General features: G+C 60.7%; 20 protein-coding genes. 9 read left to right on the top strand and 11 right to left on the bottom strand.

Going from position 1 to position 25,055, the window contains the following annotated elements; all coding sequences use genetic code 11:
- Positions 1-167 precede the first annotated feature (167 nt).
- Complete coding sequence (treR, locus tag ACGSLL_RS14015) at positions 168-872, bottom strand: trehalose operon repressor (protein WP_394506710.1); 705 nt, start codon at positions 870-872, stop codon at positions 168-170.
- 235 nt (positions 873-1,107) lie between these two features.
- On the opposite strand from treR, the gene treP reads away from it, so the two are divergent.
- The 7 genes from treP (at position 1,108) to tadA (ending at position 10,427) form a co-directional block, all read left to right on the top strand.
- Positions 1,108-2,550 carry a PTS system trehalose-specific EIIBC component gene (treP, locus tag ACGSLL_RS14010; RefSeq protein ID WP_394506707.1) on the top strand — a complete coding sequence of 481 codons (1,443 nt, stop codon included), beginning with the start codon at positions 1,108-1,110 and terminating at the stop codon, positions 2,548-2,550.
- 21 nt (positions 2,551-2,571) lie between these two features.
- Positions 2,572-4,221: an alpha,alpha-phosphotrehalase gene (gene treC / locus ACGSLL_RS14005; RefSeq protein ID WP_394506705.1), complete on the top strand. Its 1,650-nt coding sequence runs from the start codon at positions 2,572-2,574 to the stop codon at positions 4,219-4,221.
- Between the two features lie 105 nt (positions 4,222-4,326).
- Entirely contained in the window at positions 4,327-5,550 is a 1,224-nt protein-coding gene (locus ACGSLL_RS14000; RefSeq protein ID WP_394506703.1) for a maltoporin, read from the top strand.
- A gap of 62 nt (positions 5,551-5,612) precedes the next feature.
- Entirely contained in the window at positions 5,613-8,141 is a 2,529-nt protein-coding gene (ptsP, locus tag ACGSLL_RS13995; RefSeq protein WP_394506701.1) for a phosphoenolpyruvate--protein phosphotransferase, read from the top strand.
- 2 nt (positions 8,142-8,143) lie between these two features.
- The gene (locus ACGSLL_RS13990) at positions 8,144-8,434 is read left to right on the top strand and encodes a PTS glucose transporter subunit IIB (protein WP_394506699.1); all 291 of its coding nucleotides are present in this window, start codon (positions 8,144-8,146) and stop codon (positions 8,432-8,434) included.
- 116 nt (positions 8,435-8,550) lie between these two features.
- Positions 8,551-9,927 (top strand): multicopper oxidase family protein, encoded by a 1,377-nt coding sequence (locus tag ACGSLL_RS13985; protein ID WP_394506697.1) that lies wholly within the window; start codon positions 8,551-8,553, stop codon positions 9,925-9,927.
- Positions 9,927-10,427 carry a tRNA adenosine(34) deaminase TadA gene (tadA, locus tag ACGSLL_RS13980; protein ID WP_394506695.1) on the top strand — a complete coding sequence of 167 codons (501 nt, stop codon included), beginning with the start codon at positions 9,927-9,929 and terminating at the stop codon, positions 10,425-10,427. The genes ACGSLL_RS13985 and tadA overlap by 1 nt, the downstream gene beginning before the upstream one ends.
- Before the next feature lie 166 nt (positions 10,428-10,593).
- Here tadA and cmoB read toward each other — a convergent pair whose 3' ends face one another.
- The 8 genes from cmoB to ACGSLL_RS13940 all read right to left on the bottom strand — a co-directional run bounded on the left by cmoB (position 10,594) and on the right by ACGSLL_RS13940 (position 21,914).
- Positions 10,594-11,550, bottom strand: coding sequence for a tRNA 5-methoxyuridine(34)/uridine 5-oxyacetic acid(34) synthase CmoB (gene cmoB / locus ACGSLL_RS13975; RefSeq protein WP_093098635.1), 957 nt, complete (start codon positions 11,548-11,550; stop codon positions 10,594-10,596).
- Positions 11,547-12,290, bottom strand: a complete 744-nt coding sequence (gene cmoA, locus ACGSLL_RS13970) for a carboxy-S-adenosyl-L-methionine synthase CmoA (protein ID WP_016773355.1) — start codon at positions 12,288-12,290, stop codon at positions 11,547-11,549. The genes cmoB and cmoA overlap by 4 nt, the downstream gene beginning before the upstream one ends.
- Positions 12,291-12,499: 209 nt before the next feature.
- Positions 12,500-12,892, bottom strand: coding sequence for a protease inhibitor I42 family protein (locus ACGSLL_RS13965; protein ID WP_394506692.1), 393 nt, complete (start codon positions 12,890-12,892; stop codon positions 12,500-12,502).
- A gap of 290 nt (positions 12,893-13,182) precedes the next feature.
- Positions 13,183-15,600: an endopeptidase La gene (gene lon / locus ACGSLL_RS13960; protein ID WP_336355368.1), complete on the bottom strand. Its 2,418-nt coding sequence runs from the start codon at positions 15,598-15,600 to the stop codon at positions 13,183-13,185.
- Between the two features lie 709 nt (positions 15,601-16,309).
- Positions 16,310-16,768, bottom strand: a complete 459-nt coding sequence (locus ACGSLL_RS13955; protein ID WP_394506690.1) for a hypothetical protein — start codon at positions 16,766-16,768, stop codon at positions 16,310-16,312.
- A gap of 236 nt (positions 16,769-17,004) precedes the next feature.
- Positions 17,005-17,379 carry a DUF6124 family protein gene (locus ACGSLL_RS13950; protein WP_394506688.1) on the bottom strand — a complete coding sequence of 125 codons (375 nt, stop codon included), beginning with the start codon at positions 17,377-17,379 and terminating at the stop codon, positions 17,005-17,007.
- A gap of 545 nt (positions 17,380-17,924) precedes the next feature.
- Positions 17,925-20,336, bottom strand: coding sequence for a glucose/quinate/shikimate family membrane-bound PQQ-dependent dehydrogenase (locus tag ACGSLL_RS13945; protein WP_394506686.1), 2,412 nt, complete (start codon positions 20,334-20,336; stop codon positions 17,925-17,927).
- A 216-nt stretch (positions 20,337-20,552) separates the two neighbouring features.
- A complete protein-coding gene (locus ACGSLL_RS13940; RefSeq protein ID WP_394506684.1) occupies positions 20,553-21,914 on the bottom strand; it encodes a carbohydrate porin in 1,362 nt (453 codons plus the stop codon).
- A 301-nt stretch (positions 21,915-22,215) separates the two neighbouring features.
- Here ACGSLL_RS13940 and ACGSLL_RS13935 point away from each other — a divergent pair, with 301 nt between their 5' ends.
- Both ACGSLL_RS13935 and ACGSLL_RS13930 read left to right on the top strand, forming a co-directional pair.
- Positions 22,216-22,446 (top strand): VF530 family protein, encoded by a 231-nt coding sequence (locus ACGSLL_RS13935; RefSeq protein ID WP_394506682.1) that lies wholly within the window; start codon positions 22,216-22,218, stop codon positions 22,444-22,446.
- 1 nt (position 22,447) lies between these two features.
- Positions 22,448-23,086, top strand: coding sequence for a Pr6Pr family membrane protein (locus tag ACGSLL_RS13930; RefSeq protein ID WP_394506680.1), 639 nt, complete (start codon positions 22,448-22,450; stop codon positions 23,084-23,086).
- 120 nt (positions 23,087-23,206) lie between these two features.
- On the opposite strand, the gene ACGSLL_RS13925 is transcribed toward ACGSLL_RS13930, so the two are convergent.
- Together ACGSLL_RS13925 and ACGSLL_RS13920 are read right to left on the bottom strand one after the other, a co-directional pair.
- Entirely contained in the window at positions 23,207-23,992 is a 786-nt protein-coding gene (locus ACGSLL_RS13925) for a siderophore-interacting protein (protein ID WP_394506678.1), read from the bottom strand.
- Positions 23,989-24,564, bottom strand: a complete 576-nt coding sequence (locus ACGSLL_RS13920; protein ID WP_394506676.1) for a PadR family transcriptional regulator — start codon at positions 24,562-24,564, stop codon at positions 23,989-23,991. The genes ACGSLL_RS13925 and ACGSLL_RS13920 overlap by 4 nt, the downstream gene beginning before the upstream one ends.
- Positions 24,565-25,055: the final 491 nt, after the last annotated feature.

Genomic DNA, 25,055 nt, shown 5'->3' with positions numbered 1-25,055 from the left:
AATCGATACGAAAACGCCTGCAATAAGCAGGCGCAATGTGGAGAGCGGAACCCCTAGTTCATGGGGGTAGAAGGAAGGTGTTCCATAGCCACGTCGGCATACTAACGGAGGTCATCGCGTTTGTCAGCGAACCACATATTTTGAAACCAGCTCGCTTGCAGCAGCTGTCACCGCCGCGCCACATCCGAAAAATAGAACTTGTCCAGCGTATGCCGTGATTCGGTGTATTCGAACTGGCGGCCGTCCTGCAGGAAGGTCTGGTTGCTGACCACGATGACGTGGCTCTGGCCGTCGAGGTCCAGATGCAACTGATCGTCTTTGCTGCGCGGCACGGCTTCGATAGTGCGCTGGGCATAGGCGATCTGTAATTGCAGGGTCTGTTCGATGTGGGCGTAGATCGACTGTTGTGCGATGTCCAGAGACAGGCCGGGAATCACTTCGCTGACGAAGTGGTTGATGTCGAGGATCACCCGTTTGCCGTCGATCCGCCGCACGCGCTTGATCCGCGTGATCAGACTGCCGGGCTCGGCATGGATGTGTTCGAGCAACGGGCCTTCGAGGGCAAACTGGCTGAGCTCGACCACTTCGGTGCTGACGTCGTTGCCCAGGCGCGGGTAGGTTTCTTGAAAGCTGACGATGCCGCCGAGCTGAAACTCGATCGGGTTGGTCGAAAGCACAAAGGTGCCTTTGCCGTGAACCTTTTGCGCGAAGCCGCGTTCCTGCAGCAGTTCGATCGCCTTGCGCACCGTGCCGCGGCTGGCCTGATAGCTGTCCATGAGTTCGGTTTCGGACGGCAGGCGGGCACCGCGCTCCAGACGTTCAGTGGTGATACTGGCCAGCAGATCGTTGTAGATCTGGTTGTATTTGCTCATGGATGGGCTCGGTGCCGAGGCTGCTCAAAGCTTCGAACCTTAAGGCCAGGGTAGGGCTTTGTCCATGTGGACGATAGAAATCGGCTTAGGGAGAAGTAGGAAATTTCGCGATTGGTCTGGCGGGAATATGCATAAACAAACTCGTACAGACGAGTTGTTGCATTCACTCGTCTGTACGAGTATTTTTCGCTTCGGCGTGCTGCCAATAACAACAATCCACAGCGGAAGAACAAGCATGAGCCACGACTACCCGAACATCGCCAGGGACTTGCTGCAAAGCCTCGGTGGCGCCGACAACCTCGAACAGGCCGCCCATTGCGTCACGCGTTTGCGTCTGGCTCTGAAAGACCCGAGTCTGGTGGACGTCGCCACGCTCAATCAGATCGATCTGGTCAAAGGCTCGTTTTTCACCGGCGGTCTCTATCAGGTGGTGATCGGTCCGGGGGAAGTGGAAAAGGTCTATGCCGAACTGCGCAAGCAGACCGGTCTCGCCGCGTCGACCATTGCCGACGTTAAACAGAAGAGCGCAGAAAAGATCAACGCCATGCAACGGCTGGTGCGGGTGTTCTCCGATGTGTTCATGCCGATTCTGCCCGCATTGATCATTGCCGGCCTGTTGATGGGCATCAACAACCTGCTCGGCGCCAAAGGCATGTTCATCGACGGGCAGACCCTGCTTGATGCCTATCCGAAACTCGACGGGTTGTGGAGCCTGATCAACCTGATGGCCAACACTTCGTTCGTGTTTCTGCCGGCGCTGGTGGGCTGGTCGGCGGCCAAGCGTTTTGGCGGCAGCGAAATTCTCGGCATCGTGCTCGGCCTGATGCTGGTCCACCCGGACCTGCTCAACGCCTGGAACTACGGCAAAGCAGTGGCCGGGCTGGACGGGCAGCAACTGCCGTACTTCGACATTCTTGGCTTGTTCCAGGTGGAGAAGGTCGGCTATCAGGGGCAGATCCTGCCGATCCTGCTTGCTGCCTATGTGATGAGCGTGATTGAAAAGTGGCTGCGCGCCCGTGTACCCAACGCCATTCAATTACTGGTGGTGCCGATCACCACCATCGTCGTCACCGGCGTGCTGGCGCTGGCGGTGATTGGCCCTGTGACCCGCCACATCGGCATCTTCATCACCGAAGGCCTGGTCATGCTGTTCGATTTCGCGCCGATGGTGGGCGGGGCAATTTTCGGTCTGCTTTATGCGCCGCTGGTGATCACCGGCATGCATCACATGTTTCTTGCGGTCGATCTGCAATTGATTTCCACCCAGGGCGGCACGTTCATCTGGCCGATGATCGTCATGTCCAACCTCGCCCAAGGCAGTGCGGCGCTGGCGGTGTTCTGGATGACGCGCAATGCGCGGGACAAGAGCATGGCTTCGACCTCAGCGATTTCCGCTTATTTCGGTATCACCGAGCCGGCGATGTTCGGCGTCAACCTGCGCTACAAGTTTCCGTTCTATGCCGCGTTGATCGGGTCTGCGCTCGGCTGCATATTCCTTTCGCTGAACCGCATCCAGGCCTCGGCGATTGGCGTCGGCGGGCTGCCGGGGTTCATTTCGATCATTCCACAGTACATCCCGATGTTCGTCATCGGCATGCTGATTGCCATGCTTGTGCCGTTCGTTCTGACCTGCGCGCTGAGCATGAAGATTGTCCGTCCCGGTTTTCGGGTTGCCTGAGATATCTGAAGGAGTTGTGCCATGCAGGACTGGCAGCGTTCGGTGATCTACCAGATCTATCCGAAAAGTTTTCATAGCCACGCCGGCAACCCGACCGGGGATCTGCTGGGGATTGTCGCCAAGCTCGATTATCTGCACTGGCTGGGCGTCGATTGTCTGTGGATCACGCCGTTCCTGCGTTCGCCGCAACGGGACAATGGCTACGACATCAGCGATTACTACGCCATCGATCCGAGCTACGGCAGCATGGCCGACTGCGAATTGCTGATTGCCGAAGCGGGCAAGCGCGGGATCAAGCTGATGCTCGACATCGTGGTCAATCACACTTCGATCGAACACGTCTGGTTTCAACAGGCGCGCAGCAGTCTCGACAACCCTTATCGTGATTTCTATATCTGGCGCGATCAGCCAAACAACTGGGAGTCGAAGTTCGGCGGTTCCGCCTGGGAATACGAGGCGCAGACCGGTCAGTACTACCTGCACCTGTTTGACCACACTCAGGCCGACCTGAACTGGGACAATCCGCAGGTGCGCGCCGAAGTCTTCAAAATGATGCAGTTCTGGCGCGACAAGGGCGTCGGTGGTTTCCGCCTTGACGTGATCAATCTGATCTCCAAGCCCGAAGACTTTCCCGAAGACGAAAGCGATGGCCGGCGCTTCTATACCGATGGGCCGAACGTGCATGCCTACTTGCAGCAGATGCACCGCGAAGTCTTCGAAGGCTACGACCTGATCAACGTCGGCGAGATGTCATCGACCAGCCTCGAACACTGCATTCGCTATTCGAATCCGCAGTCGAAAGAGCTGTCGATGACCTTCAACTTTCATCACCTGAAAGTCGATTATCCGAACCTGCAGAAGTGGGTCCGCGCCGACTTCGATTTCCTCCAGCTCAAGCGGATTCTCTCCGACTGGCAGACCGGCATGCAGGCCGGTGGCGGCTGGAACGCGCTGTTCTGGTGTAACCACGATCAACCGCGGGTGGTCTCCCGCTTTGGCCATGACGGTGAGTTTCGCGAGCTGTCGGCGAAGATGCTCGGCACCGCGCTGCACTTTCTGCAGGGCACGCCGTTCGTGTATCAGGGCGAAGAACTCGGCATGACCAATCCGGGGTTCGAGTCGATCGAGCATTACCGCGACGTCGAGACCCTGAACATCTTTCGCCTCAAGCGTGAGGCCGGTAGCAGCGATGCCGACAACATGGCGGCGATCATGCAGAAGTCCCGCGATAACGGGCGCACGCCGATGCACTGGGATGCAACGCCGAACGCCGGTTTCAGCGTCGCTGAGCCGTGGATCGGTGTGCCGGCCAATGCAACGCTGATCAACGTCGCGGGGCAGCTCGATGACCCGGATTCGGTGTTGCATCACTACCGCACGCTGATCGCGTTGCGGCGCAGCGAGCCATTGATCACTGACGGGCTGTACCGCCAGTTATTGCCCGAACATCCGCAAGTCTGGGCGTATCTGCGAGAGGGCGACGCCGAGCGCTTGCTGGTGGTGAACAATTTCTACGGCACGCCGTGTGAAATCGAATTGCCCGCAAGCGCGATCAGCGAATCGATGCGTCAGCGCACCGTGATCAGCAATTACCCGGGCGCTGCGCCGCGCACTCGACAGCTGACGTTGCGGCCTTACGAGTCGTTCGTAGTGCACCTGATCGATCCCTGATTCTTAACCCGTAAACCACGTTTGAAAAAACACGCAGAACACTGCGCGGGGGAGCTTTGCGCGCTGATTTTTTGCAACCACACAATAAAAACAATGGGGTGGCTCATGAAAACAACAATAAAACGCAGCCTTGCGGTGACAGGTCTTTGCCTGGCGTTACCGGCGTCAACACACGCGCTGGAGTTCGGCGGTTACTTGCGCAGCGGTGTTGGTACGTCGGTCAACAGCAGCAGCCAGTCGTGCTTTCAATTGCCCGGCGCGCAGACCAAATATCGCCTGGGCAACGAATGCGAACAGTATGGCGAGCTGGAGCTGCGCCAGGATCTGTTCACGCTGGAGGATGGTTCGGTGTTGAGCGTCGACGGCATGGCTTCGCTGTACAACCGCTACGACCGCAAGCCCACATTCAAAGACCACACCGGTTCGATCCGTTTGCCGCAGGCTTACGCGCAATGGTCGGCGATGCCCGCGCTGAACGGCGGTTCGTTGTGGGCCGGGCGCCGTTACTACAAGCGTAACGACATTCACATTTCCGACTTCTATTACTGGAATCAGAGCGCCACCGGCGGCGGCATTGAAGATGTGTTGATCGGCGATCTGAAGTACAGCTACGCGTTCTCACGCAAGGACAACCTGTACCAGAAGGACTACATCAATCGCCACGATTTCAACGTGGGCGGGTTCAAGAGCAACCCCGGCGGTGAACTGGAATTCGGGCTGAGCTACATCGACAAACCTGACAGCCGCGACGCCCATCGCGGCTGGGCGATCACCACGCAACATGTGCAGAGCGGATTTCTCGGCGGCAAGAACAAACTGGCCCTGCAGTACGGTGAAGGGCCCGGCACCGGGTTGGGCTATACCGGCGATGTCAGGTTGGACGAGAGCAATAAAAGCTATCGCATCGTCGAGTTTTTCGACTGGCAGCTGACGCCGCGTTTTGGCGGACAGATCGCAGCGGTGTATCAAAAGGACATTCGTGCGCAGGGCCCCGATCAGAACTGGCTGTCGCTGGGCGTGCGGCCGGCCTATGCGCTCACCGAGCAGTTCAAACTGGTCACCGAACTGGGCCACGATCAGGTCGATGCACCGGGCGGAACGCGCAAGCTGAGCAAGTTTACCGTTGCCCCGACCTGGTCGCCGAAAGGCCCGGCCTTTTGGGCGCGGCCCGAGGTGCGGTTGTATTACACCTATGCGACGTGGAACGAGGCGGCGAAACGCGCGGCCAATCAACTGGCCAAAGGCTCGGCACTGTCCGACAGCGGCGCCTTCGGCAATGCCCGGCACGGTGCGAATGTCGGATTGCAGGTCGAATACTGGTGGAAATAAGCGATGCTGACGGCAGCGTCGCGCTCCGTCGGTACTTCAATACGAACATTGCAGGTGACGTCATGGCCACACCCCAACCCTTACAACTGCTGGCGCCTTTGTCCGGCGTGCTGATGGCGCTGGACCGGGTGCCCGATCCGGTGTTTTCCGGGCGCGTGATCGGCGACGGTCTGTGCATCGACCCGACCTCGTCGACCCTGTGCGCGCCGCTGGCCGGCGTGGTCAGCAACGTGCAGGCCAGCGGGCATGCCGTGAGCATCACCGACGAGCACGGCGTGCAGGTATTGATGCACATCGGTCTGGATACGGTGAACCTCGCCGGACAGGGTTTCACCCGTCTGGTTGAAGAAGGACAGCAGGTCGCCGCCGGACAGGCGCTGATCGAGTTCGATGCCGACTACATCGCCCGCCACGCCCGCAGCCTGCTGACCTTGATGCTGGTGGTCAGCGGCGAGCCGTTCACCTGGCTGGTCGAGCCGAGCGGACTGGTCGAACGCGGCCAGCCGTTGCTCGAAATCAGCGCTGCCCAAGGACTGAACGAAACAGCCAACGCGCCACAAGGCCAGGCGCTGTTTTCGCCAGCGCTGATCTTGCCCAACCGCAATGGCCTGCACGCGCGCCCGGCTGCGGTGTTCGCTCAGGCAGCCAAGGCGTTTACCGCAACCATTCATCTGCATAAACAACAAGCGCAAGCCAACGGCAAATCGCTGGTGGCGCTCATGGCGCTGCAGACTGCGTTCGGTGACAGCGTACAGATCAGTGCGGTGGGCGATGATGCGCAAGTGGCCATCGACACGCTGGGCCGCTTGTTGGCCGAGGGCTGCGGTGAACCGGTGACAGCGCAGGCGCCCGTCGCGGTCGCCGCCAGTGAGCCACTGACGCTGTTGCGCGGGGTTTGCGCGTCACCCGGCTCGGCGTTGGGCCATGTGGTGCAGATCAGCGAGCCGAGCTTCAACGTCAACGAGTTCGGCGGCGATGCCGATAGCGAGCGGGAAGCGCTGGCCAATGCCTTGATCGAAGCGGATCTGGCCTTGCAGCATCTGCGCGATACCGCCGCGGGCGAGGCTGAAGCGGAGATTTTCAAGGCCCATCAGGAACTGCTCGAAGACCCTGGCCTGCTCGATCAGGCTGCTGCGTTGATCGACACCGGCAAAAGCGCGGCCTTCGCCTGGCGCACGGCGACCGAGACCACCGCAGCCATGTTTCGCCAGCTCGGCAATGCGTTGCTGGCAGAGCGCGCGGCGGACCTGAGCGATGTCGGGCAACGTGTGCTCAAGCGCCTGCTGGGCATTGACGAGCAGACATTGGATTTACCGGAAGGCAGCATTCTGATCGCCGACCAACTAACCCCCTCGCAAACCGCCCTTATCGATACCAGCAAAGTGCTCGGTTTCGCCACGGTCGGTGGCGGTGCGACCAGCCATGTGGCGATTCTCGCGCGGGCATGCGGCTTGCCGTCGATCTGCGGCGTGCCGGTGCAAATGCTCGCCTTGCGCAACGGCACCGAGGTTTTGCTCGACGCCGACAAGGGCGAATTGCACGTGCAGCCGGACGCGGCGGCGATCGAGCAATGGCAGGCGCGCCATGCGCAACAGCGGCAACGTCATGCCGATGACCTGGAGCACGCTGCGCTCGCGGCCCGCACCCGCGATGGGCATCACGTAGAGGTCTCGGCCAACGTCGCCTCTCTGACGGAAACCGAGCAGGCCATGGCCATGGGCGGCGCCGGTGTCGGGCTGCTGCGTTCGGAGTTTCTGTATCTGGGCCGCAACCATGCGCCGAGCCATGACGAGCAGATCAGTACCTACAGCGCCATCGCCCGTTGTGTCGGGCCTGAACACAACCTGGTGATGCGCACCCTCGATGTCGGCGGCGACAAACCGCTGGCCTACGTGCCGATGGAGAGTGAAAGCAACCCGTTCCTCGGCCTGCGCGGCATTCGCCTGTGCCTGGAACGTCCGCAATTATTGCGCGAGCAATTTCGCGCCATGCTCGGCTGCTGTGCACTGACGCGCCTGCACATCATGCTGCCAATGGTCACGCAGTTGGCGGAGCTGCGTCTGGCGCGGCAGATGCTTGAAGAAGAAGCGCTGGCTCTGGGCCTCACCGAAAGGCCGAAACTGGGGATCATGATCGAAGTGCCGGCGGCCGCGCTGATGGCCGACCTGTTCGCACCGCTGGTGGATTTCTTCTCGATCGGCACCAACGACCTGACCCAGTACACCTTGGCCATGGATCGCGACCATCCGCGCCTGGCCAGTCAGGCCGACAGTTTTCACCCATCGGTGCTGCGCCTGATTGCCACGACGGTCAAGGCTGCGCACGCCCACGGCAAGTGGGTCGGGGTGTGTGGTGCGATGGCGTCTGAGCGTCTGGCGGTGCCGCTGTTGTTGGGCCTAGGCGTCGACGAGTTGTCGGTGAGCGTGCCGATGATTGCCCCGATCAAGGCCACCGTGCGTGAGCTGGCGCTGGCCGATTGTCAGGTCATTGCCCGGCAGGTGCTCGGCCTGGAAAGCGCCGGGCAAGTGCGCGAGGCATTGCAGCTGTTTCAAGAAGCGAGCGCTGAAACACTGCCAGTCATGGAGAATTGAAGATGTTCGATCAATTGCAAAAAGCCTTCTGGAAAGCCTTGACCCCGGACCTGGTGCCGGACGCACCGAGCGTGCAAGCCACGCCTGACGATGGATTGAGTGCCGCTGTCGTGGCCGCGTTGGGCGGTGTGGATAACCTGCAGTCGCAGCAGCCGTTGGCGCTCACACGGGTGCGGGTGACACTGCGCGATGTGTCGCGGCTGGACGAGAAGGCCTTGAGCGATGCCGGCATCGCTGGCGTGATGCCCCTGGAAAACGGTGTGGTGCATCTGATCACCGGGCTGCGCGCTTAGCTTTCAACTGATGTGCGGCGGCGGGTCGCCCTTACTGTTTCTCAACCGCAGGTGTATCGTATTCGCCTTTTGCGGGCCCTCGGGGCCTGTCGCTGATACGTGAGGTAGTTGAGTTCATGTCCTTTACCCGTCGCCAAATCCTCGGTGGCCTGGCCGGTCTTGTTGTCGTTGGCATGGGGGCGGGGGGCGCGTCGCGTTACTGGCTCGGCAAACGGGCCGACGCCGAAGCGGGCCACGACTACGAGCTGATTGCCGCGCCGCTGGACGTCGAGCTGGTGCCGGGACACAAGACCGAGGCCTGGGCGTTCGGGCCGTCGGCGCCGGGCACCGAGCTGCGCGTTCGTCAGGGTGAATGGTTGCGGGTGCGCTTCATCAACCACTTGCCGGTGGCGACCACTATTCATTGGCACGGCATTCGTCTGCCGCTGGAAATGGACGGCGTGCCCTACGTCTCGCAATTGCCGGTGCTGCCGGGCGAATACTTCGATTACAAGTTCCGCGTGCCGGACGCCGGCAGTTACTGGTATCACCCGCACGTCAGCAGCAGTGAAGAACTCGGTCGCGGGCTGGTCGGGCCGCTGATCATCGAAGAACGCGAGCCGACCGGTTTCCAATACGAAAAGACCTTGAGCCTGAAAAACTGGCACATCGATGATCAAGGCAATTTCGTCGAATTCAGTATTCCTCGCGAAGCCGCGCGGGGCGGCACGGCGGGGCGCTTGTCGACGATCAATGGCGTGCCGCTGCCGGTGATCGATTTGCCGGCCGGGCAGATCACCCGCGTGCGGTTGCTCAACCTCGACAACACCCTTACCTATCGCATCAATATTCCCGGCGTCGAAGCGAAGATCTATGCGCTGGACGGCAACCCGGTCGAACCACGACCATTGGGCAAGGAATATTGGCTCGGCCCGGGCATGCGCATTTGTCTGGCAATCAAGGCGCCGACGGCGGGCGAGGAACTGTCGCTGCGTAACGGGCCGGTGCGTCTGGGTACGCTACGATCGGTGGCCAATAGCGATGCGCCGACGGACTGGCCCAAAGCCCTGCCGGCCAACCCTGTGGCCGAGCCGGACCTGGCCAATGCAGAGAAACTCAACTTCAATTTCGAGTGGGTCGGTTCGGTGTCGGTCAATGTCGACAACGGCAAACCGCCGAGCCTGTGGCAGATCAACGGCAAGGCCTGGGACATCACCGACAAGACCTGCGCTGATCGACCGATCGCCAGCCTGAAGCTAGGTCAGAGCTACATCTTCGAATTGAAGAACATGACCCAGTACCAACACCCGATTCACCTGCACGGCATGAGTTTCAAGGTGATTGCGTCGAACCGGCACAAGGTCATTCCGTACTTCACCGACACCTACCTGCTGGGCAAGAACGAGCGCGCGCAAGTAGCGCTGGTGGCCGATAATCCAGGGGTGTGGATGTTCCACTGCCATGTGATCGACCACATGGAAACCGGCCTGATGGCCGCCATCGAGGTGAAGTGATGCGCCAGATTCGCCCCGCGGCGATCATCGACCGCAGCCGCGACCGCGACTTCATGCGCGAAGCTCTGACGCTGGCCGCACAAGGCGCCGCGCTGGGCGAGGTGCCAGTGGGCGCGGTGCTGGTGCAGGACGGCGAGATCATTGGTCGCGGCTATAACTGCCCGATCAGCGCCAGCGACCCGAGCGCCCATGCGGAAATGGTCGCGATCCGCGCTGCGGCTCAGGCTGTGGATAACTATCGCCTGCCGGGCAGCACCCTTTATGTGACGCTGGAGCCGTGCAGCATGTGCGCCGGGCTGATCGTGCATTCGCGGGTGGCGCGGGTGGTGTATGGCGCGCTGGAGCCGAAAGCGGGGATCGTGCAGAGTCAAGGGCAGTTTTTTACCCAAGGCTTTTTGAATCACCGGGTGTTGTATGAGGGCGGGGTGTTGGCGGAGGAGTGTGGGGCGGTGTTGACCGAATTCTTTCGCGCTCGCCGCAACAAAAGCCCCTCACCCTAACCCTCTCCCGGAGGGAGAGGGGACTGACCGAGTTGGATGGGCCAAGTCCGCCGACCTGAAATACCGAGTCGGACTCAAGTTTTGAAAAGCTCAACAATCAGCGCCCTCTCCCTGGGGAGAGGGCTGGGGTGAGGGGTAGGCCCACCGCGGTCATGTGAAAATACTCTCACTTCCTGGCAACAATAACCGCCCGCATCGGCGCCGGCAGCCCTTCAACCGTTTTGCTGTGATCCTCGGGATCAAGAAAATCGCTCAGCGACTGATACTTCATCCACTCCGTCCCGCGCTGCTCCTCGACCGTGGTCGTGCTGACATCCACGCAACGAATATCGGTGAAGCCCGCGCGGCGCAGCCACAATTCCAGCGCCGGCACCGACGGCAAGAACCACACGTTACGCATCTGCGCGTAGCGGTCTTCGGGCACCAGCACCTGATGCTTGTCGCCTTCGACCACCAGTGTTTCCAGCACCAGTTCGCCGCCCTTGACCAGGCAATCCTTCAGCGCCAGCAGGTGTTCAATTGGCGAGCGGCGGTGATAGAACACGCCCATGGAAAATACGGTGTCGAAACCTTCGAGGTTCGCCGGCAGGTCTTCGAACGGGAACGGCAGGTGCCAGGCGTTCGGCTCGGACAAGTAGCGCTGCACCGCCTGGAACTGGCAGAAGAACAGCCAGTTCGGATCGACGCCGATCACGCTGTCCGCGCCGGCGCCGAGCATGCGCCACATGTAATAACCGTTGCCGCAACCGACATCGAGGATGCGCTTGCCCTTGAGGTCCAGGTGCGGGGCGACCCGCGACCATTTCCAGTCCGAGCGCCATTCGGTGTCGACGTGCACGCCGAACAGATCGAACGGCCCCTTGCGCCACGGCGACAGGCCCATCAGCGCGGTGCGCATCTGCGCGCGGGTTGCGTCGTCGCAATCGGTGTCGAGTTTCAGACCGTTGAGCAAATCCACTTCGCTCGGCTGGATCTTCGGCAGGGCGTCCAGCGCACTTTGCCAGCGTTCCAGGTCGCCGTGGCCTTTTTCCATTTTCTTGTCGAGTTGCGCCTGCAGGGTATTGGCCCATTCGGCCAGCGGTGTACCGGCCAGACGGCGGGCGAGGGGGGACAGATCAATCATGGCAAGGCAATCAACGAGGCAAAGTTAAGACACTGGAACCACGGCACGACTTTCGAGAACCCAGCGGCCAGCAGGCGTTCGCGGTGTTCTTCGAGGCTGTCGGGCTTCATGACGTTTTCGATGGCGCTGCGTTTCTGGGCAATTTCCAGTTCGCTGTAGCCGTTGGCGCGTTTGAAGGCGACATGCAGATCGGTGAGCAGCGCATGTTCCTCGGCATCGTTGAAGCGCAGCTTCTCCGACAGGATCAGCGCGCCGCCCGGCAGCAACGACTGGCGAATGCGTGAAAGCAGCGCGGTGCGCTGATCCGGGGCGATGAATTGCAGGGTGAAGTTCAGCGCCACCACCGAAGCGGGCTGAAACTCGAGGGCAAGAATGTCGCCTTCGATGACCTCCACCGGCAGCAATTCCTGGAACATCGAATCCTGACCGTTGAGGTATTCGCGGCAGCGCTCGACCATCGCCGCCGAGTTATCCACAGCGATCACACGGCAACCGTCGGTGCGTACATGGCGGCGCAGGGCCTGAGTTACGGCCCCCAGCGACGAGCCGAGATCGTAGAGCACGCTGTTGGGTTGGGCGAATTGCGCGGCGAGCACGCCGAGGTTTTCGACAATGGTCGGGTAACCCGGCACCGAGCGCTTGATCATGTCCGGGAACACCCGCACCACGTCTTCGTTGAAGGCGAAGTCAGGCACCTGGGCCAAAGGCTGGGCGAAAAGGCGATCGGGTTCTTTGCTCACGGCGGTTTCCGGCGGTGTCGATGGAAAAGGCCGGCATTTTAGCCAAAAGGGCGCGGGGATGCTTGGGTTGCTGATAAAGCACCGCGTCAGTCCGCTTAATCCTCTGCGTCAGGCAGATAGCTTTCGCGAGCAGGCTCGCTCCCACAGGGGATCGTGGTGTCCTGTGGGAGCGAGCCTGCTCGCGAAGAAACCAGCGCGATTTTCCGTCGTCAGTTCACCGAAATGGCGCAGTCAAAGGTTTCCACCGGCAGCACTTCCGGCGCCCACGGTTGTTGCGAAGTCAGGCGCAAACGGCCGGTGCCGGCGGCAAAGGCCTGGAAGCGCCAGGTCGAAACGCCCGCCGAGCCAACCACGCCGGCATCTTCCGGGTTGCTGTAAACCTCGGGGCTGAGCGCGCGCAGAACGCCGCCAGCGGAATCCTGAATCGCCCAGCGGTAGCCGGTGGTCGGGTTGCTCGGCAGGGTGATGATCAGGTTTTGTCCGGTGCTGAGCCGCACCGGGCATTCGCTTTGTTTTTCCACGGTCACGTTGTGTTTTGGCTGCGTGGCACAAGCGGCCAGCAACGAGAGGGCGAGGGGGAGAAACAGGCGAGTGGCGGACATGGGGTCAGTGGCTCCGGCGGTTACGACGAACGGCGAGCATAACTGAAGATGAGGCGATGTGTGACTGCCGGGGTGCTGCATTGTCTGGACTGGCGCCAAGCCCTCACCCTAACCCTCTCCCAGGGGGAGAGGGGACTGACCGGGGAATATTGGCGAGGTACGTCGACCTGAGCGTGCGTCAGCGAATCCATAATCGCCCCGGTATATCAGGGCGATGAATAGCGCAAGACAACTCGGTCGGCTCCCTCTCCTTGGGGAGAGGGCTGGGGTGAGGGGCTACGGACTACCGGTCAAAACAAAACCTTCGCCACATCGGCAAACCGCTTGGCGAAATGCACGGTTATGCCTTCCTTCAGATAATCCGGCAGTTCCTCGAAGTTGCCGCGGTTCGCTTCCGGCAGGATCAATTCGAAGAGCTTCTGCCGCCGCGCAGCAATCACCTTCTCGCGCACCCCGCCAATCGGCAGTACATGCCCGGTGAGCGTCAATTCGCCAGTCATCGCCACGCCTTTCTTCGGTGGCTGATTGCGCGCCAGAGACAACAGCGCACTGGCCATGGTCACGCCCGCGCTCGGGCCGTCTTTCGGTGTGGCGCCCTCCGGTACGTGCAAGTGTACAAAGGCTTCGTCGAAGAACTTCGCGTCACCGCCGAATTGTTTCAGGTGCGAGCTGACATAGCTGTAGGCGATCTCGGCCGATTCTTTCATCACATCGCCCAGCTGCCCGGTGAGCTTGAATCCACGGTTAAGCGTGTGAATCCGCGTGGCTTCGATCGGCAATGTGGCGCCGCCCATGCTGGTCCAGGCCAGGCCGGTGATCACGCCCGTGCCGGACAGCACTTGTTCGTTGCGGAACACCGGATGACCCAGTGACGCTTCGAGGTCTTTGGGGCCGAGTTTGATCACTGCTTTTGGATCGTCGATCAGCTTCATCACCGCTTTGCGCACCAGTTTGCCCATCTGCTTTTCCAGCTGGCGCACCCCGGCTTCACGGGCATAACCGTCGATCAAGGCCTTGAGGGCGCTGTCGCTGATGCTCAGGCTGCCCTTGGATACGCCGGCCTTTTCCAGCAGTTTCGGCCACAGGTGACGCTTGGCGATGGCGACTTTTTCTTCGGTGATGTAGCCCGACAGGCGAATCACTTCCATCCGGTCCAGCAGCGGGCCGGGGATCGAGTCCAGGGTGTTGGCGGTGCAGACGAACAGGACTTTCGACAGGTCCATGCGCAGGTCGAGGTAATGGTCGAGGAATTCGACGTTCTGCTCCGGGTCGAGGGTTTCCAGCAGCGCCGAGGCCGGGTCGCCCTGGTAGCTCTGACCCATCTTGTCGATCTCGTCGAGCATGATCACCGGGTTCATCACTTCGACGTCTTTGAGCGCCTGCACCAGTTTGCCCGGCTGCGCGCCGATGTAGGTGCGGCGGTGGCCCTTGATCTCGGCTTCGTCGCGCATGCCGCCGAGGCTGAAGCGATAGAACGGTCGGCCGAGGGATTCGGCGATCGACTTGCCGACGCTGGTTTTACCCACGCCCGGCGGGCCGACCAGCAACACGATGGAGCCGCTGATCTCGCCTTTATAAGCGCCGACCGCAAGGAACTCGAGGATGCGGTCCTTGATGTCGTCCAGCCCGGCGTGGTGTTTGTCGAGGATTTTACGGGCGTGCTTGAGATCGAGTTTGTCTTCGCCGTACACGCCCCACGGCACCGAAGTGGCCCAGTCGAGGTAGTTGCGGGTGACCGCATATTCCGGCGAGCCGGTTTCCAGGATCGACAGTTTGTGGGTTTCTTCTTCCAGACGCTTTTGTACCTGCGCCGGCAGGACTTTGCCTTCCAGGCGTTGTTCGAACTGCTCGAGGTCGGCGCTGCGGTCGTCCTTGGTCAGGCCGAGTTCCTGCTGGATGACCTTGAGTTGTTCCTTGAGGAAGAACTGGCGTTGATGTTCGCCGATCTTGCGGTTGACCTCGGCGGAAATCTCTTTCTGCAGGCGCGCGACTTCGACTTCCTTGCGCAGCATTGGCAGGACTTTTTCCATGCGCTTGAGCATCGGCACGCAGTCGAGCACACCTTGCAGCTCGGCTCCGGTGGCCGAGGTCAGCGCGGCGGCGAAGTCGGTCAGCGGCGACGGGTCGTTGGGGCTGAAGCGGTTGAGGTAGTTCTTCAGCTCTTCGCTGTACAGCGGGTTGAGCGGCAGCAGTTCCTTGATCGCGTTGATCAGCGCCATGCCGTAGGCCTTGACCTCGTCGGTCGGCTCGGTCGGCTGGTGCGGGTATTCGACCTCCACCAGATACGGTGGGCGGTGGTGTTTGAGCCAGGTCTTGATGCGCACCCGGCTCAGGCCCTGAGCGACGAACTGCAGTTTGCCGTTCTCGCGGCTGGCGTGGTGGACTTTGACCAACGTGCCGTATTCGGGCAGGGCGCCGGTGTCGAAGTGGCGCGGGTCTTCCTGGGGGGTGTCCATGAAGAACAGGGCCAGGGAGTGGTGTTCGGATTTGCTGACCAGTTCGAGGGTTTCGGCCCACGGTTCTTCGTTGACGATGACCGGCAACACCTGCGCCGGGAAGAAGGGGCGGTTGTGGATCGGGATGATGTAGACCTTGTCCGGCAGGTTCTGGCCGGGCAGGGCGAGGCCGGTGCCGGAGCTGGTGTGTTCGATGTGCTCGGCTTCGCTGTAGTCGTCGGGGTTGTCCGGGAGTTCCTGCTGGTCGGTCATGGGGCACCTGCGCAAATGGGGTATGGGTCTTAGATGGGGCAGGGGGTGGGTGGTTTCAATGGGGGGTGGTGTTTCTGCTTGTGTTCAGGGTTTTGACAGGGGGGTGGCCTTGGCGGCCTCTGGGCCGACCAGGCTCTTGGGGTTTTTGGGGCATATCCGTTGCTTCGGGTGCTGCGGCTGGCGGTTTCGCCCTTACGGCGAGTCACCTTTTCCAGACGCCGAAAAGGTAACCGAAAAGGCTTGCTCCTGCGTTCGGCCCTCGCAGGCTCGGGTCCCTTCGCTGCGGGATCGATCCGGGCGCAGCGGCTACGGTTTGCTTCGCTGCACCTACTTCCGCTGTGTCTGGCTGCGCCAGACGGTCGCTGCGCTCCCACGCCCGGATCGATCCCTACGCTCAGCCTTCCGATGTCGCTGGTTAGGCAAGATCAAGATCAAGGGCACTCGAGCTAACGCTCATTGTTGAGTGGTTAGAAGCGGGTGGTTGGTTTGGGATTTGTGGTGGGTTTGCCCCTCACCCCAGCCCTCTCCCGAGGGAGAGGGAGCCGATTGGTATGCGTTTCAAGTTTTGCGTTCGACGCGCAATTGCAGCTCGATGCAATTCTCAAATTCCCTGCGATCAGTCACCTCTCCCTCTGGGAGAGGGTTAGGGTGAGGGGCTTTTGATTTTTTCACGATCTGCATTTGGGTACGGGCTTGCCTGACCAGTTCATTACAAAGGCCACGTCAGCTCCTGGAGCAGAAAGAACCCGTTACAGGTGAGTTCACGTGTGTCATTCGTGCGGACTGCCTTGCCGGACAGTTTGAAATCGTTGAAGGCGTATCGGTAGAGGCTTTGTTCGGGATCGAGTTTAGTAACCTCGATAGTTGAAGACGACTCCATTGCATAGTCATAAATCAAGATACCCCGTTCTGTAACGACACTTTCAGAGTAGCGAGGCGGAGATGGAACCTCCAGGTCGCGAAGGGAGATGGACAGGGTTCGTTCGCTCGACAAGCCATCGTTGTCCCGGAAGAAAAAGTCGTAACCCCCTAACGGATTGAAATGTACCGATGAGGCGGTCGTGGTATAGCGGGTAAGGCCCAGATATTTACCGAAAAGGGTGCCTTTCACATCAATGGTCAGTGAACCGACTGTGAAGACTGCTCGGGATTCTGTTGAAGTGTTCACGTGTGCTTCCTTGACTGACTTGGGTTGGAGAAGGAAGTCTGGAAGAAGCGGCATAAACAGTTAACTGTCACATCTGACAGGTTTTATGCCTGTTCGCGATTGTGTCTTACAAGGTGAGTTATATAGGGCCCAGAGATGATCCGCTACGGGGTGGGCCTGCTCGCGAAAGCGGTGTGTCAGTCATCACAACGGCTGAATGGGCCGACGTTTTCGCGAGCAGGTTCGCTGCCACGGGATTAGTTGTGTGTTGGAGATTGCGGGATTTCGTGGTTATCCAGCACGCGGTTCACCGCCAGTTCGGCGAGCATGATGATCTGCTGGATCGCCAGGATCGTGCGGCGTTGCGGCAGGTCGATGTACGCGGCGATGTCGCTGGTCATCAGGCTGGCCTGGGCCAGGGATTCGCAGGCGTGGACCAGCAGGCTTTCGCTGTCCTGCTCGGGGGCGACCTGGAACATGGTGCTGGGTTTGTGGAAGCGCAGGGTCAGGGCGTTGGGTTTGAGGTAGTGGTCGAGGGCGCGGTCGGCGGCTTCGTGGAATTTCTTGGAATCGGGGGATTCGTATGGCGAGGTGTCATCGGTTTCTGGCGGATTGGGGGTCGGTTTTTTCATTGTGAAGCTCCGAATGATAAATGGGGCTGTCACTCTCAATCACCGCGACGTGACAGAGGGCGGCAGCTGTACGCGGGTTCGCGGACCGAGCCATTCGGCAATCTCGGCATACCCGAAGGTATCCCGCGCACAGCCACCATCAAACCAGACAGAGAGCACCGGGGCGCTTCGGTTGGGGTTGGCGATTATGCATCAAATCGAATGAACAGCTCGGGCCGCGACGCCCGTTCGCTGAATTTGCAGCGACCCTACGAGCCTATCCAGCAGATTTCCGAGGCACAACCGACGCGATGTGTCGGAAAACTCCGCGCAATTTTCAACGTCTGTAGGACGAGCACCTTTCCCACAGATAAACGCTTATCAACCTGTGGGAGCGAGCCTGCTCGCGAAAGCGGTGTGTCAGGCACCGTAGATGTTGAATGTGCTGACGCCTTCGCGAGCAGGCTCGCTCCCACAGGGTCCTCAGGTGTATGCAGAAATGGCGTGCACAAAAAAAGGCGATGCCCGTTGCGGGGCATCGCCTTTTTGTTACCACCGGCTAAAGCTTATTCCGGCAGTTTGTACGCAATGATGTAGTCACCCATCTTCGTACCCAGCGAGCCGTGACCGCCGACAACCAGCAGGACGTATTGCTTGCCGTCCTTGCCGGTATAGGTCATCGGGGTCGCTTGACCACCGGCTGGCAGACGCGATTTCCACAACTCTTTACCGGAGTTGACGTCGTACGCGCGCAGGTACTGGTCGAGGGTGCCGCTGAGGAAGCCGACGCCGCCGGCGGTGACGATCGAGCCGCCCATGCTTGGCACGCCGAGGGTGAAGCCGATCGGGATCGGCGAGCTGTCGCGGCTGGTGCCGTTCTTGCGTTTCCACACGACTTTGCCGGTGGTCAGGTCGATGCCGGCGACGTAGCCCCAGGCCGGGGCCTGGCACGGTACGCCGAGTGGCGACATGAACGGGTGCATGATTACCGCGTAAGGCGCGCCAGTGTTCGGCTGCACGCCCGAGGTTTCGCTTTCGCGTTTGCTGCCGGCTTCGACTTGCTCGCGCGGCACCATTTTCGACACGAAGGCCATGTAGTTCGGGCTGGTGAACAGCATCTGGCGAACCGGGTCGACCGAGACACCGCCCCAGTTGAACACGCCGACGTTACCCGGATAGATCAGGCTGCCCTGTTCCGATGGCGGGGTGTACTGGCCTTCGTAACGCAGTTCCTTGAACTGGATGCGGCACAGCATCTGGTCGAACGGGGTCGCGCCCCACATGGCTTTTTCGTTCAGTTCCGGGGCCAGCAGGTTGAGGTCCGAACGGGCCTGGGTTGGTGCGGTGTGGTCGCCTTTGACGGCGCCTTGCGGTACCGGGATTTCCTGGATCGGGATGATCGGCGTGCCGTCACGACGGTCGAGGACGTACAGGCTGCCCTGTTTGGTCGGTGCGATCAGCGCCGGTTTCACGCCCTCGGCGGTTTTCATGTCGAGCAGGGTTGGCTGGCTGCCGACGTCCATGTCCCACAGGTCGTGGTGGGTGAACTGGTAGTTCCAGCGCACTTTACCGGTGGCCAGGTCCAGCGCGACGAGGCCGGCGCTGAATTTCTCGGCACCCGGGGTGCGGTTGCCGCCCCATTGGTCCGGGGTCTGGTTGCCCAGTGGCAGGTAAACCATGCCGAGTTTTTCGTCGACACTGGCCAGCGACCACATGTTCGCCGAGTTGCGGCTGTAGGTTTCGCCCGGGGCCAAAGGCTCGGTGGCGTCTGGCTTGTCGCTGTCCCAGTTCCATACGAGGTGACCGTCGCGCACGTCAAAGGCGCGGATCACGCCGGATGGCTCGTTGGTCGACTCATTGTCGGTGACGTGACCGCCCATGATCACCAGATCACGGGTAATCGCCGCTGGCGAGGTGGAGTAGTAGCCACCGGCGGTGAACGGGCCGATGCCTTGGGTCAGGTCGACCACGCCGTTGGTGCCGAAGCCTTCGCAGATCTTGCCGGTGTCGGCGTTCAACGCGATCAGGCGGGCATCCGCGGTTGGCAGGTACAGGCGACGCGGGCAGGCTTGAGCAACAGCCTGACCGGCGGCGGAGATGACCGCGGAGCCAGCGTTTTCCGACTTGGCGTAAGCGGCTTCGTCGTAGTACGAAACGCCACGGCAGGTCATGTGCGCAAAGCCTTTGAAGCCGACCGGGCTCTTGATCTGCGGGTCGAAGCGCCACAGTTCTTTACCGGTGTCCGGGTCCAGAGCCAGCACTTTGCTGTGCGCGGTGCACGCGTAGATCATGCCGTTGGCTTTGAGCGGGGTGTTTTCGTTGGTCAGCTCGACCGGGTCATCCTTGGTTGGCAGGTCGCCGGTCTGGATGCGCCAGGCTTCTTGCAGCTTGCCGACGTTGGCCGGGGTGATCTGCTTGAGCGGCGAGTAACGGTCACCGAATTCGGTGCGACCGTAGGCCTGCCAGTCGCCGTCCGGCATGGCCGGGGCGGTGCTGGTGGTGCCCGCAGTTTCGCGGCCCAGTTCGCCGAAGGTTTCGCCCGGATGGGTAAACAGGCTGGCCACAGCGGTGACGCCAGCCAGAACAACGGCCACGGTCAGACCAGCGGTGCCCATTTTGGCCGGACCGTTGAGCAGCAACGGCCGACGGAACCACGGCAGCAGCATCACGAAGCCGAGGACAAACCACAGCGCCAGACGCGGCACCAGTTGCCACCAGTCCAGACCGACTTCCCACAGCGCCCAGACGGTGCTGGCGAACAGAACGATGGCGTACAGGCCCAGCGCCGCACGACGACGCATCAGCAGCAGAATGCCGCTCAAGGCGATGCCGATACCGGCCAGCAAGTAATACAGCGAGCCGCCCAGCGTGCTCAGCTTGATTCCCCCGGCCAGCATGGCCAGGCCCATCAGTAGAAGCAGGATGCCGAGCAGGGCGGGTAGCAACCGCCCCCGGCTCGAAGCACTTTCGGTGCTCATAATGTGATTCTCCGTGACGTTTATGTAGTCCCGCGCTGTAGTCACTTTAGATGACGATTTGGCGCAGGCATGGTTCAGATAAAAACTTGTTCGGCTAACGAATGACCTGTGGGAGCGAGCCTGCTCGCGAAAGCGGTGTGTCAGGCAACATCTGCAGCGGCGGGTACGCCGCCTTCGCGAGCAGGCTCGCTCCCACATGGGGTTAGCTGTGATCTTTTAGAACGTGGACTGGATCTTGATCCCACCGATCACGGCGTCGTCGACGTCGTTCACGCCACCGGGGTGGCGGATGTATTGCAGGTTCGGGCGTACGGTCAGCCAGTTCGTCACGTGCACGCCGTAGTACAGCTCGGCGCTGTATTCGGTGTCCTGTGGCGGCAGAAAGGACGGATCGTCGTAGTCATACACGGCGTTGGCGCGGTTGCTCGCTTCGGCGTTCTTGCGATAGGCCGGGTTGACATGCACGCGGGCCAGGGCGAAACCGATGTCGTCCCTGGCGCGCGCGTCGAACGGGCCTTTGTAGGTGAGGCCGGCCTGCACGTAGTTGTCGATGGCGTTGGTTTTCTTGTCGTGCATCGTTGCGTTGGCGAACACGCTCAGGCCGCGGCTGTTATCGCTGGCCACGCTGGTGATCTGCTGCTGAACGCCCAGCCACACGCCGTGTTTGCTCGACGCACTGCGATAGGCTGCGCCGCTGAGGGCCGCTGGTCGGTCGTTCTGGTCTTTGTAAACGTCCGAAGCGTTGGCGTTGCTGTAGTAGTAACCGGCACGGTATTCGCCCGGCAGGCCGTTGAGCTTCGGCGTCCACACCAGTTCGATCGGCAGGATCGCCCCTTGGGTGCCGCTGCCGCTGAGTTTGAAGCCGTTGCCGCGATCGAGGTTGGATGGGTTCTGCTCGTAGGCGCCGACCTGTGCGTACAACTCTGGCGTCAGGTGGTATTTGACCCGCAGCGCCCATTGGCTGACAGGCCAGTTGTACCAGATGCCGCCGACCCAGTTGCCGACCTGCGAGCCGCAGAACGCCAGGTTCTGGAAATCGCAGGGGAAGCTGTTGAAGTCTTCGCCCTCGCCAAAACGGCCGACCTTGATGTCGAGCTTCTGATCGAAGAATTTCTGCTGATACCACATTTGCGTCAGGCGGGTGGTCTGGCCACGGCCCCAGACTTCCTGAGCGGAAGTGAAACCACCGACCCGTGGATCGTTGATGCGGTCGTTGCTGATGTTGTTGCCGCTGCGCTTGGTGATGGTCAGCTGAAATTCGGCGTCGTCCCAACCGAGGATCTTCTGCAGGTCCAGGTGCGTGCCGAGGCCGAACTGGTCGCTGTAGCGCGCGGTGCGGTCGTGGTCGTAGCCGCCGTGCAGGTTGCTGCCCATTTCGCCGGTGTAATCGAGTTTGAAGTCGTAGCCTTTTTCCGAAAGTTCGGTGCGCGTGCCGTTCCAGTCACCGAGCATGTACGGTGATTCACTGTCGAACGCGGGCGCCGCTTGCGCGCAGGCAGCGAGGCCCAGCGCGGTGCAGCCGCCAACGATGCGCAGGGTGGAGATAGCGCTGTCTCGGGAGAAGGAAAAATCAGCCATGGAAAAGTCTTTTTCTAATGTTTTGGGAGTGCAATTTCGGCGCTTCAATATGACGCAGGCAGTGAAGCGATTCAGCGGAAGGGCGGCAGGATAATGATCTGTAACAAATTGAGAAAGGGCTTTTGCAGACATGCAGCGTTTCGGATTCGGTAACAGTGCGGCAAACGGGCGCATTGTCGATCGTTCGCCGGCCTGCGATGTTCTCGGGTTGACCTACATTTACAGCGAGGCCTTTCGCCCGGTCACACCCTCGGCTAAGGTGCGCGGCTTTACGCATTTTCACTTCGCTCAAAGGCCTGGCATGAACGAACCCACCACTGATCCGCTGCACGGCGTGACCCTTGAACAGATTCTCAATGCACTGGTGACCCACTATGAATGGTCGGGGCTGGCCGAGCGCATCGATATCCGTTGCTTCAAAAGCGATCCGAGCATCAAGTCGAGCCTGACATTCCTGCGCAAAACCCCGTGGGCGCGGGAGAAGGTCGAACGTCTTTACGTGAAGCTGATGCGCACCAAGCGACCGCTTTGAGATGGACGCAACCTGGCGTCAGCGCCTGATCACCTGCGCCGCTGTTTTGGGCTGGGCCGGATTGGCTATTCAGCTGTACCTGATCTTCTTCGCCCGTGTGAGCGTCGGAGCGAGCCTGCTCGGTGGGCTGGTGAGCTTTTTCAGTTACTTCACGGTATTGACCAATACGCTGGTGGCGACGGTGCTGACCTGTGCCGTCACACCGCGTGAATCGGCAGCACGGCGCTGGTTATTGCAGCCGTGGGTGAGCAGTGGGGTGGCGGTGAGCATCGCCGTGGTCGGCCTCGCTTACAGCATTTTGCTGCGGCATTTGTGGCATCCCGAGGGCTGGCAATTTGTTGCTGACGAATTGCTCCACGATGTCATGCCGCTGCTGTTTCTTGGCTATTGGTGGTACTGCGTACCCAAGGGTACGTTGCGCCTGTGGCATCTGCCGCTGTGGCTGATCTATCCGCTGGTGTACTTCATCTACGCCTTGCTGCGCGGGCATCTGCTTGGCGCGTACGCGTATCCATTCATTGACGTGGCGGTGCTGGGTTATCCACAGGTGTTTATCAATGCCGGGGGGATATTGGTGGGGTTTGTGCTGATTGGCCTGTTGATCATCGGCGTAGACCGCAAACGGCCCGCACGAAGTTGACAACCCGTGTGGGAGCGAGCCTGCTCGCGAAAGCGGTGTGTCAGTCACCAACGTTGTCGACTGTGCCGACGCCTTCGCGAGCAGGCTCGCTCCCACAAGGGGATGTGAATCAGGGGAATATCATTCCTCGTCGCCGCCCTCGGCGCGCCAGTAGCCGGCAGCCTTGATGAACTGCTCATCGAGCCCGTGCTCATCGAGCAGCACCCGGCGAATCTGCCGTGAAACTTTGGTTTCCGTCGCGACCCACGCATACAGGTTGCCCTTGGGCACCTGCAGTTGCTTGACGGTGGTCAGCAGGTTGTCCTTGCCGCCCTCGCGCAAGACCCAGATCACATTGACCTGCGCGGCGCTTTCCAGGCGTTGCTGTTCAGCGCCGTTTTCCACTTCGACCACCACCAGCGCCTTGCGATTGGCCGCCAGGCCTTCGAGGCGGCGGGCGATGGCGGGCAGGGCGGTTTCGTCGCCGATCAGCAGGTAGCTGTCAAACATGTCCGGCACGATCATCGAGCCACGCGGGCCGCCGATGTGCAGAAACTGGCCGGGCTGCGCCTGCTCGGCCCAGGTCGAGGCAGGGCCATCGCCGTGCAGGACGAAGTCGATGTCCAGCTCCATTTTTTCCAGATCATAGCGGCGCGGGGTGTAGTCGCGCATTTCCGGTTTGGGGCCGTCGTCCTTGCCGGCGCCAAGCACCATCGTCTCCAGCGCAGCCGCTTGCTCGGCGTTCTGCGGGAACAGCAATTTGACGTGATCGTCCGTGCCCAGGCTGATGAAACCCGCCAGCTCCGGCCCGCCTAGGGTGATGCGGCGCATGCGCGGCGTCAGGTCGACCACGCGCAATACTTGCAGCTTGCGGCGTTTGATTTCATGCATGACGCGGTGAATGGTCTGGGTATCGACGGCGGTCATTCGGCAGTCTCCGGGGCAGGTCGAGCGGCGGGGCCGTCGACGATGGCTTTGGCGGTGTTGTTGAGCAGGTCGCGCACGCGCAGGATTTCTTCTGCGCTCCAGCGTCCGTGGTGCATTTGCAGAGCGTGGCGCAGGTTGTGCACCGCCTCGTGGATTTCAGGCGGCCGGTCATGGCCGCGCAACGAGCGTTTGCTGACGTCGATGCGCATGCGCACGCCATCCAGCGCCACCGCTTGTTCCTCAAGCGAGACACGACCGGCGTCGGTGACGCTGTAGCGTTTCTTGCCGCCCTCGGCATCGCCGCTGATCAGTTCGCTTTCTTCGAGAAAGGTCAGGGTCGGATAGATCACGCCGGGGCTCGGGCTGTAGGCGCCGTCGAACATGCTTTCGATCTGGCGGATCAGGTCGTAGCCGTGGCAGGGCTGCTCGGCGACCAGCGCCAGCAGCAGCAATTTCAGGTCACCGGGGGCGAATACCCGCGGGCCGCGACCACCGCGTTCGCGGCCGGGGCGGCGGTCGAAACCGTCGCGGGGGTCACCGTGTTCGCGGTGGGGGGAATGATGGTCTCTCATTTCTGTCTTCTCTCGTCGTGTTTAGATACAACTTAAGATATATCTTAAGCGCCGCGCAAGACGTTTTTTCCGCTCGGTGTGCGCGGCTGACGAGCGGCAGGGGCCAGGGAAATGCAAGCCCGGGAATGCTCATGGCGAATCCACAAGCAATGACCTCAAGGTTAAAGTCATCGCTCTAGTTGCTGTAGAGTATAAGTTCTAAAAGTTGCGAAGTTACTGCCGTGGCGGGGCAAAGTTGCTGTATGGTTTTTTAACTAAAACTGTCTGTAGGGCATCGCTTACAGTTACTGTTTCGAATATGGCTATTTAGCTGTTTTTTCTTGCATGTCATAGGGTTGTTTAACTACGAGGTTGTCGGAAGTTGCCTGCTTACTTTCCAGAGTCGACAGCCGATGATGCGCCCACATTGAAAGTTCAAGTTGATCTGGCTCAACTCGGGCGACGACTCGGGCAGTGTCTGCTTGAACTTTCAATGTTCATCCCCCTATCAA

The organism is Pseudomonas retamae (assembly GCF_043496865.1).
Taxonomy (GTDB): Bacteria; Pseudomonadota; Gammaproteobacteria; order Pseudomonadales; family Pseudomonadaceae; genus Aquipseudomonas; species Aquipseudomonas retamae.
Note: the sequence above shows the minus strand (reverse complement) of the source record. Positions and strands in the feature narration are given on the sequence as shown.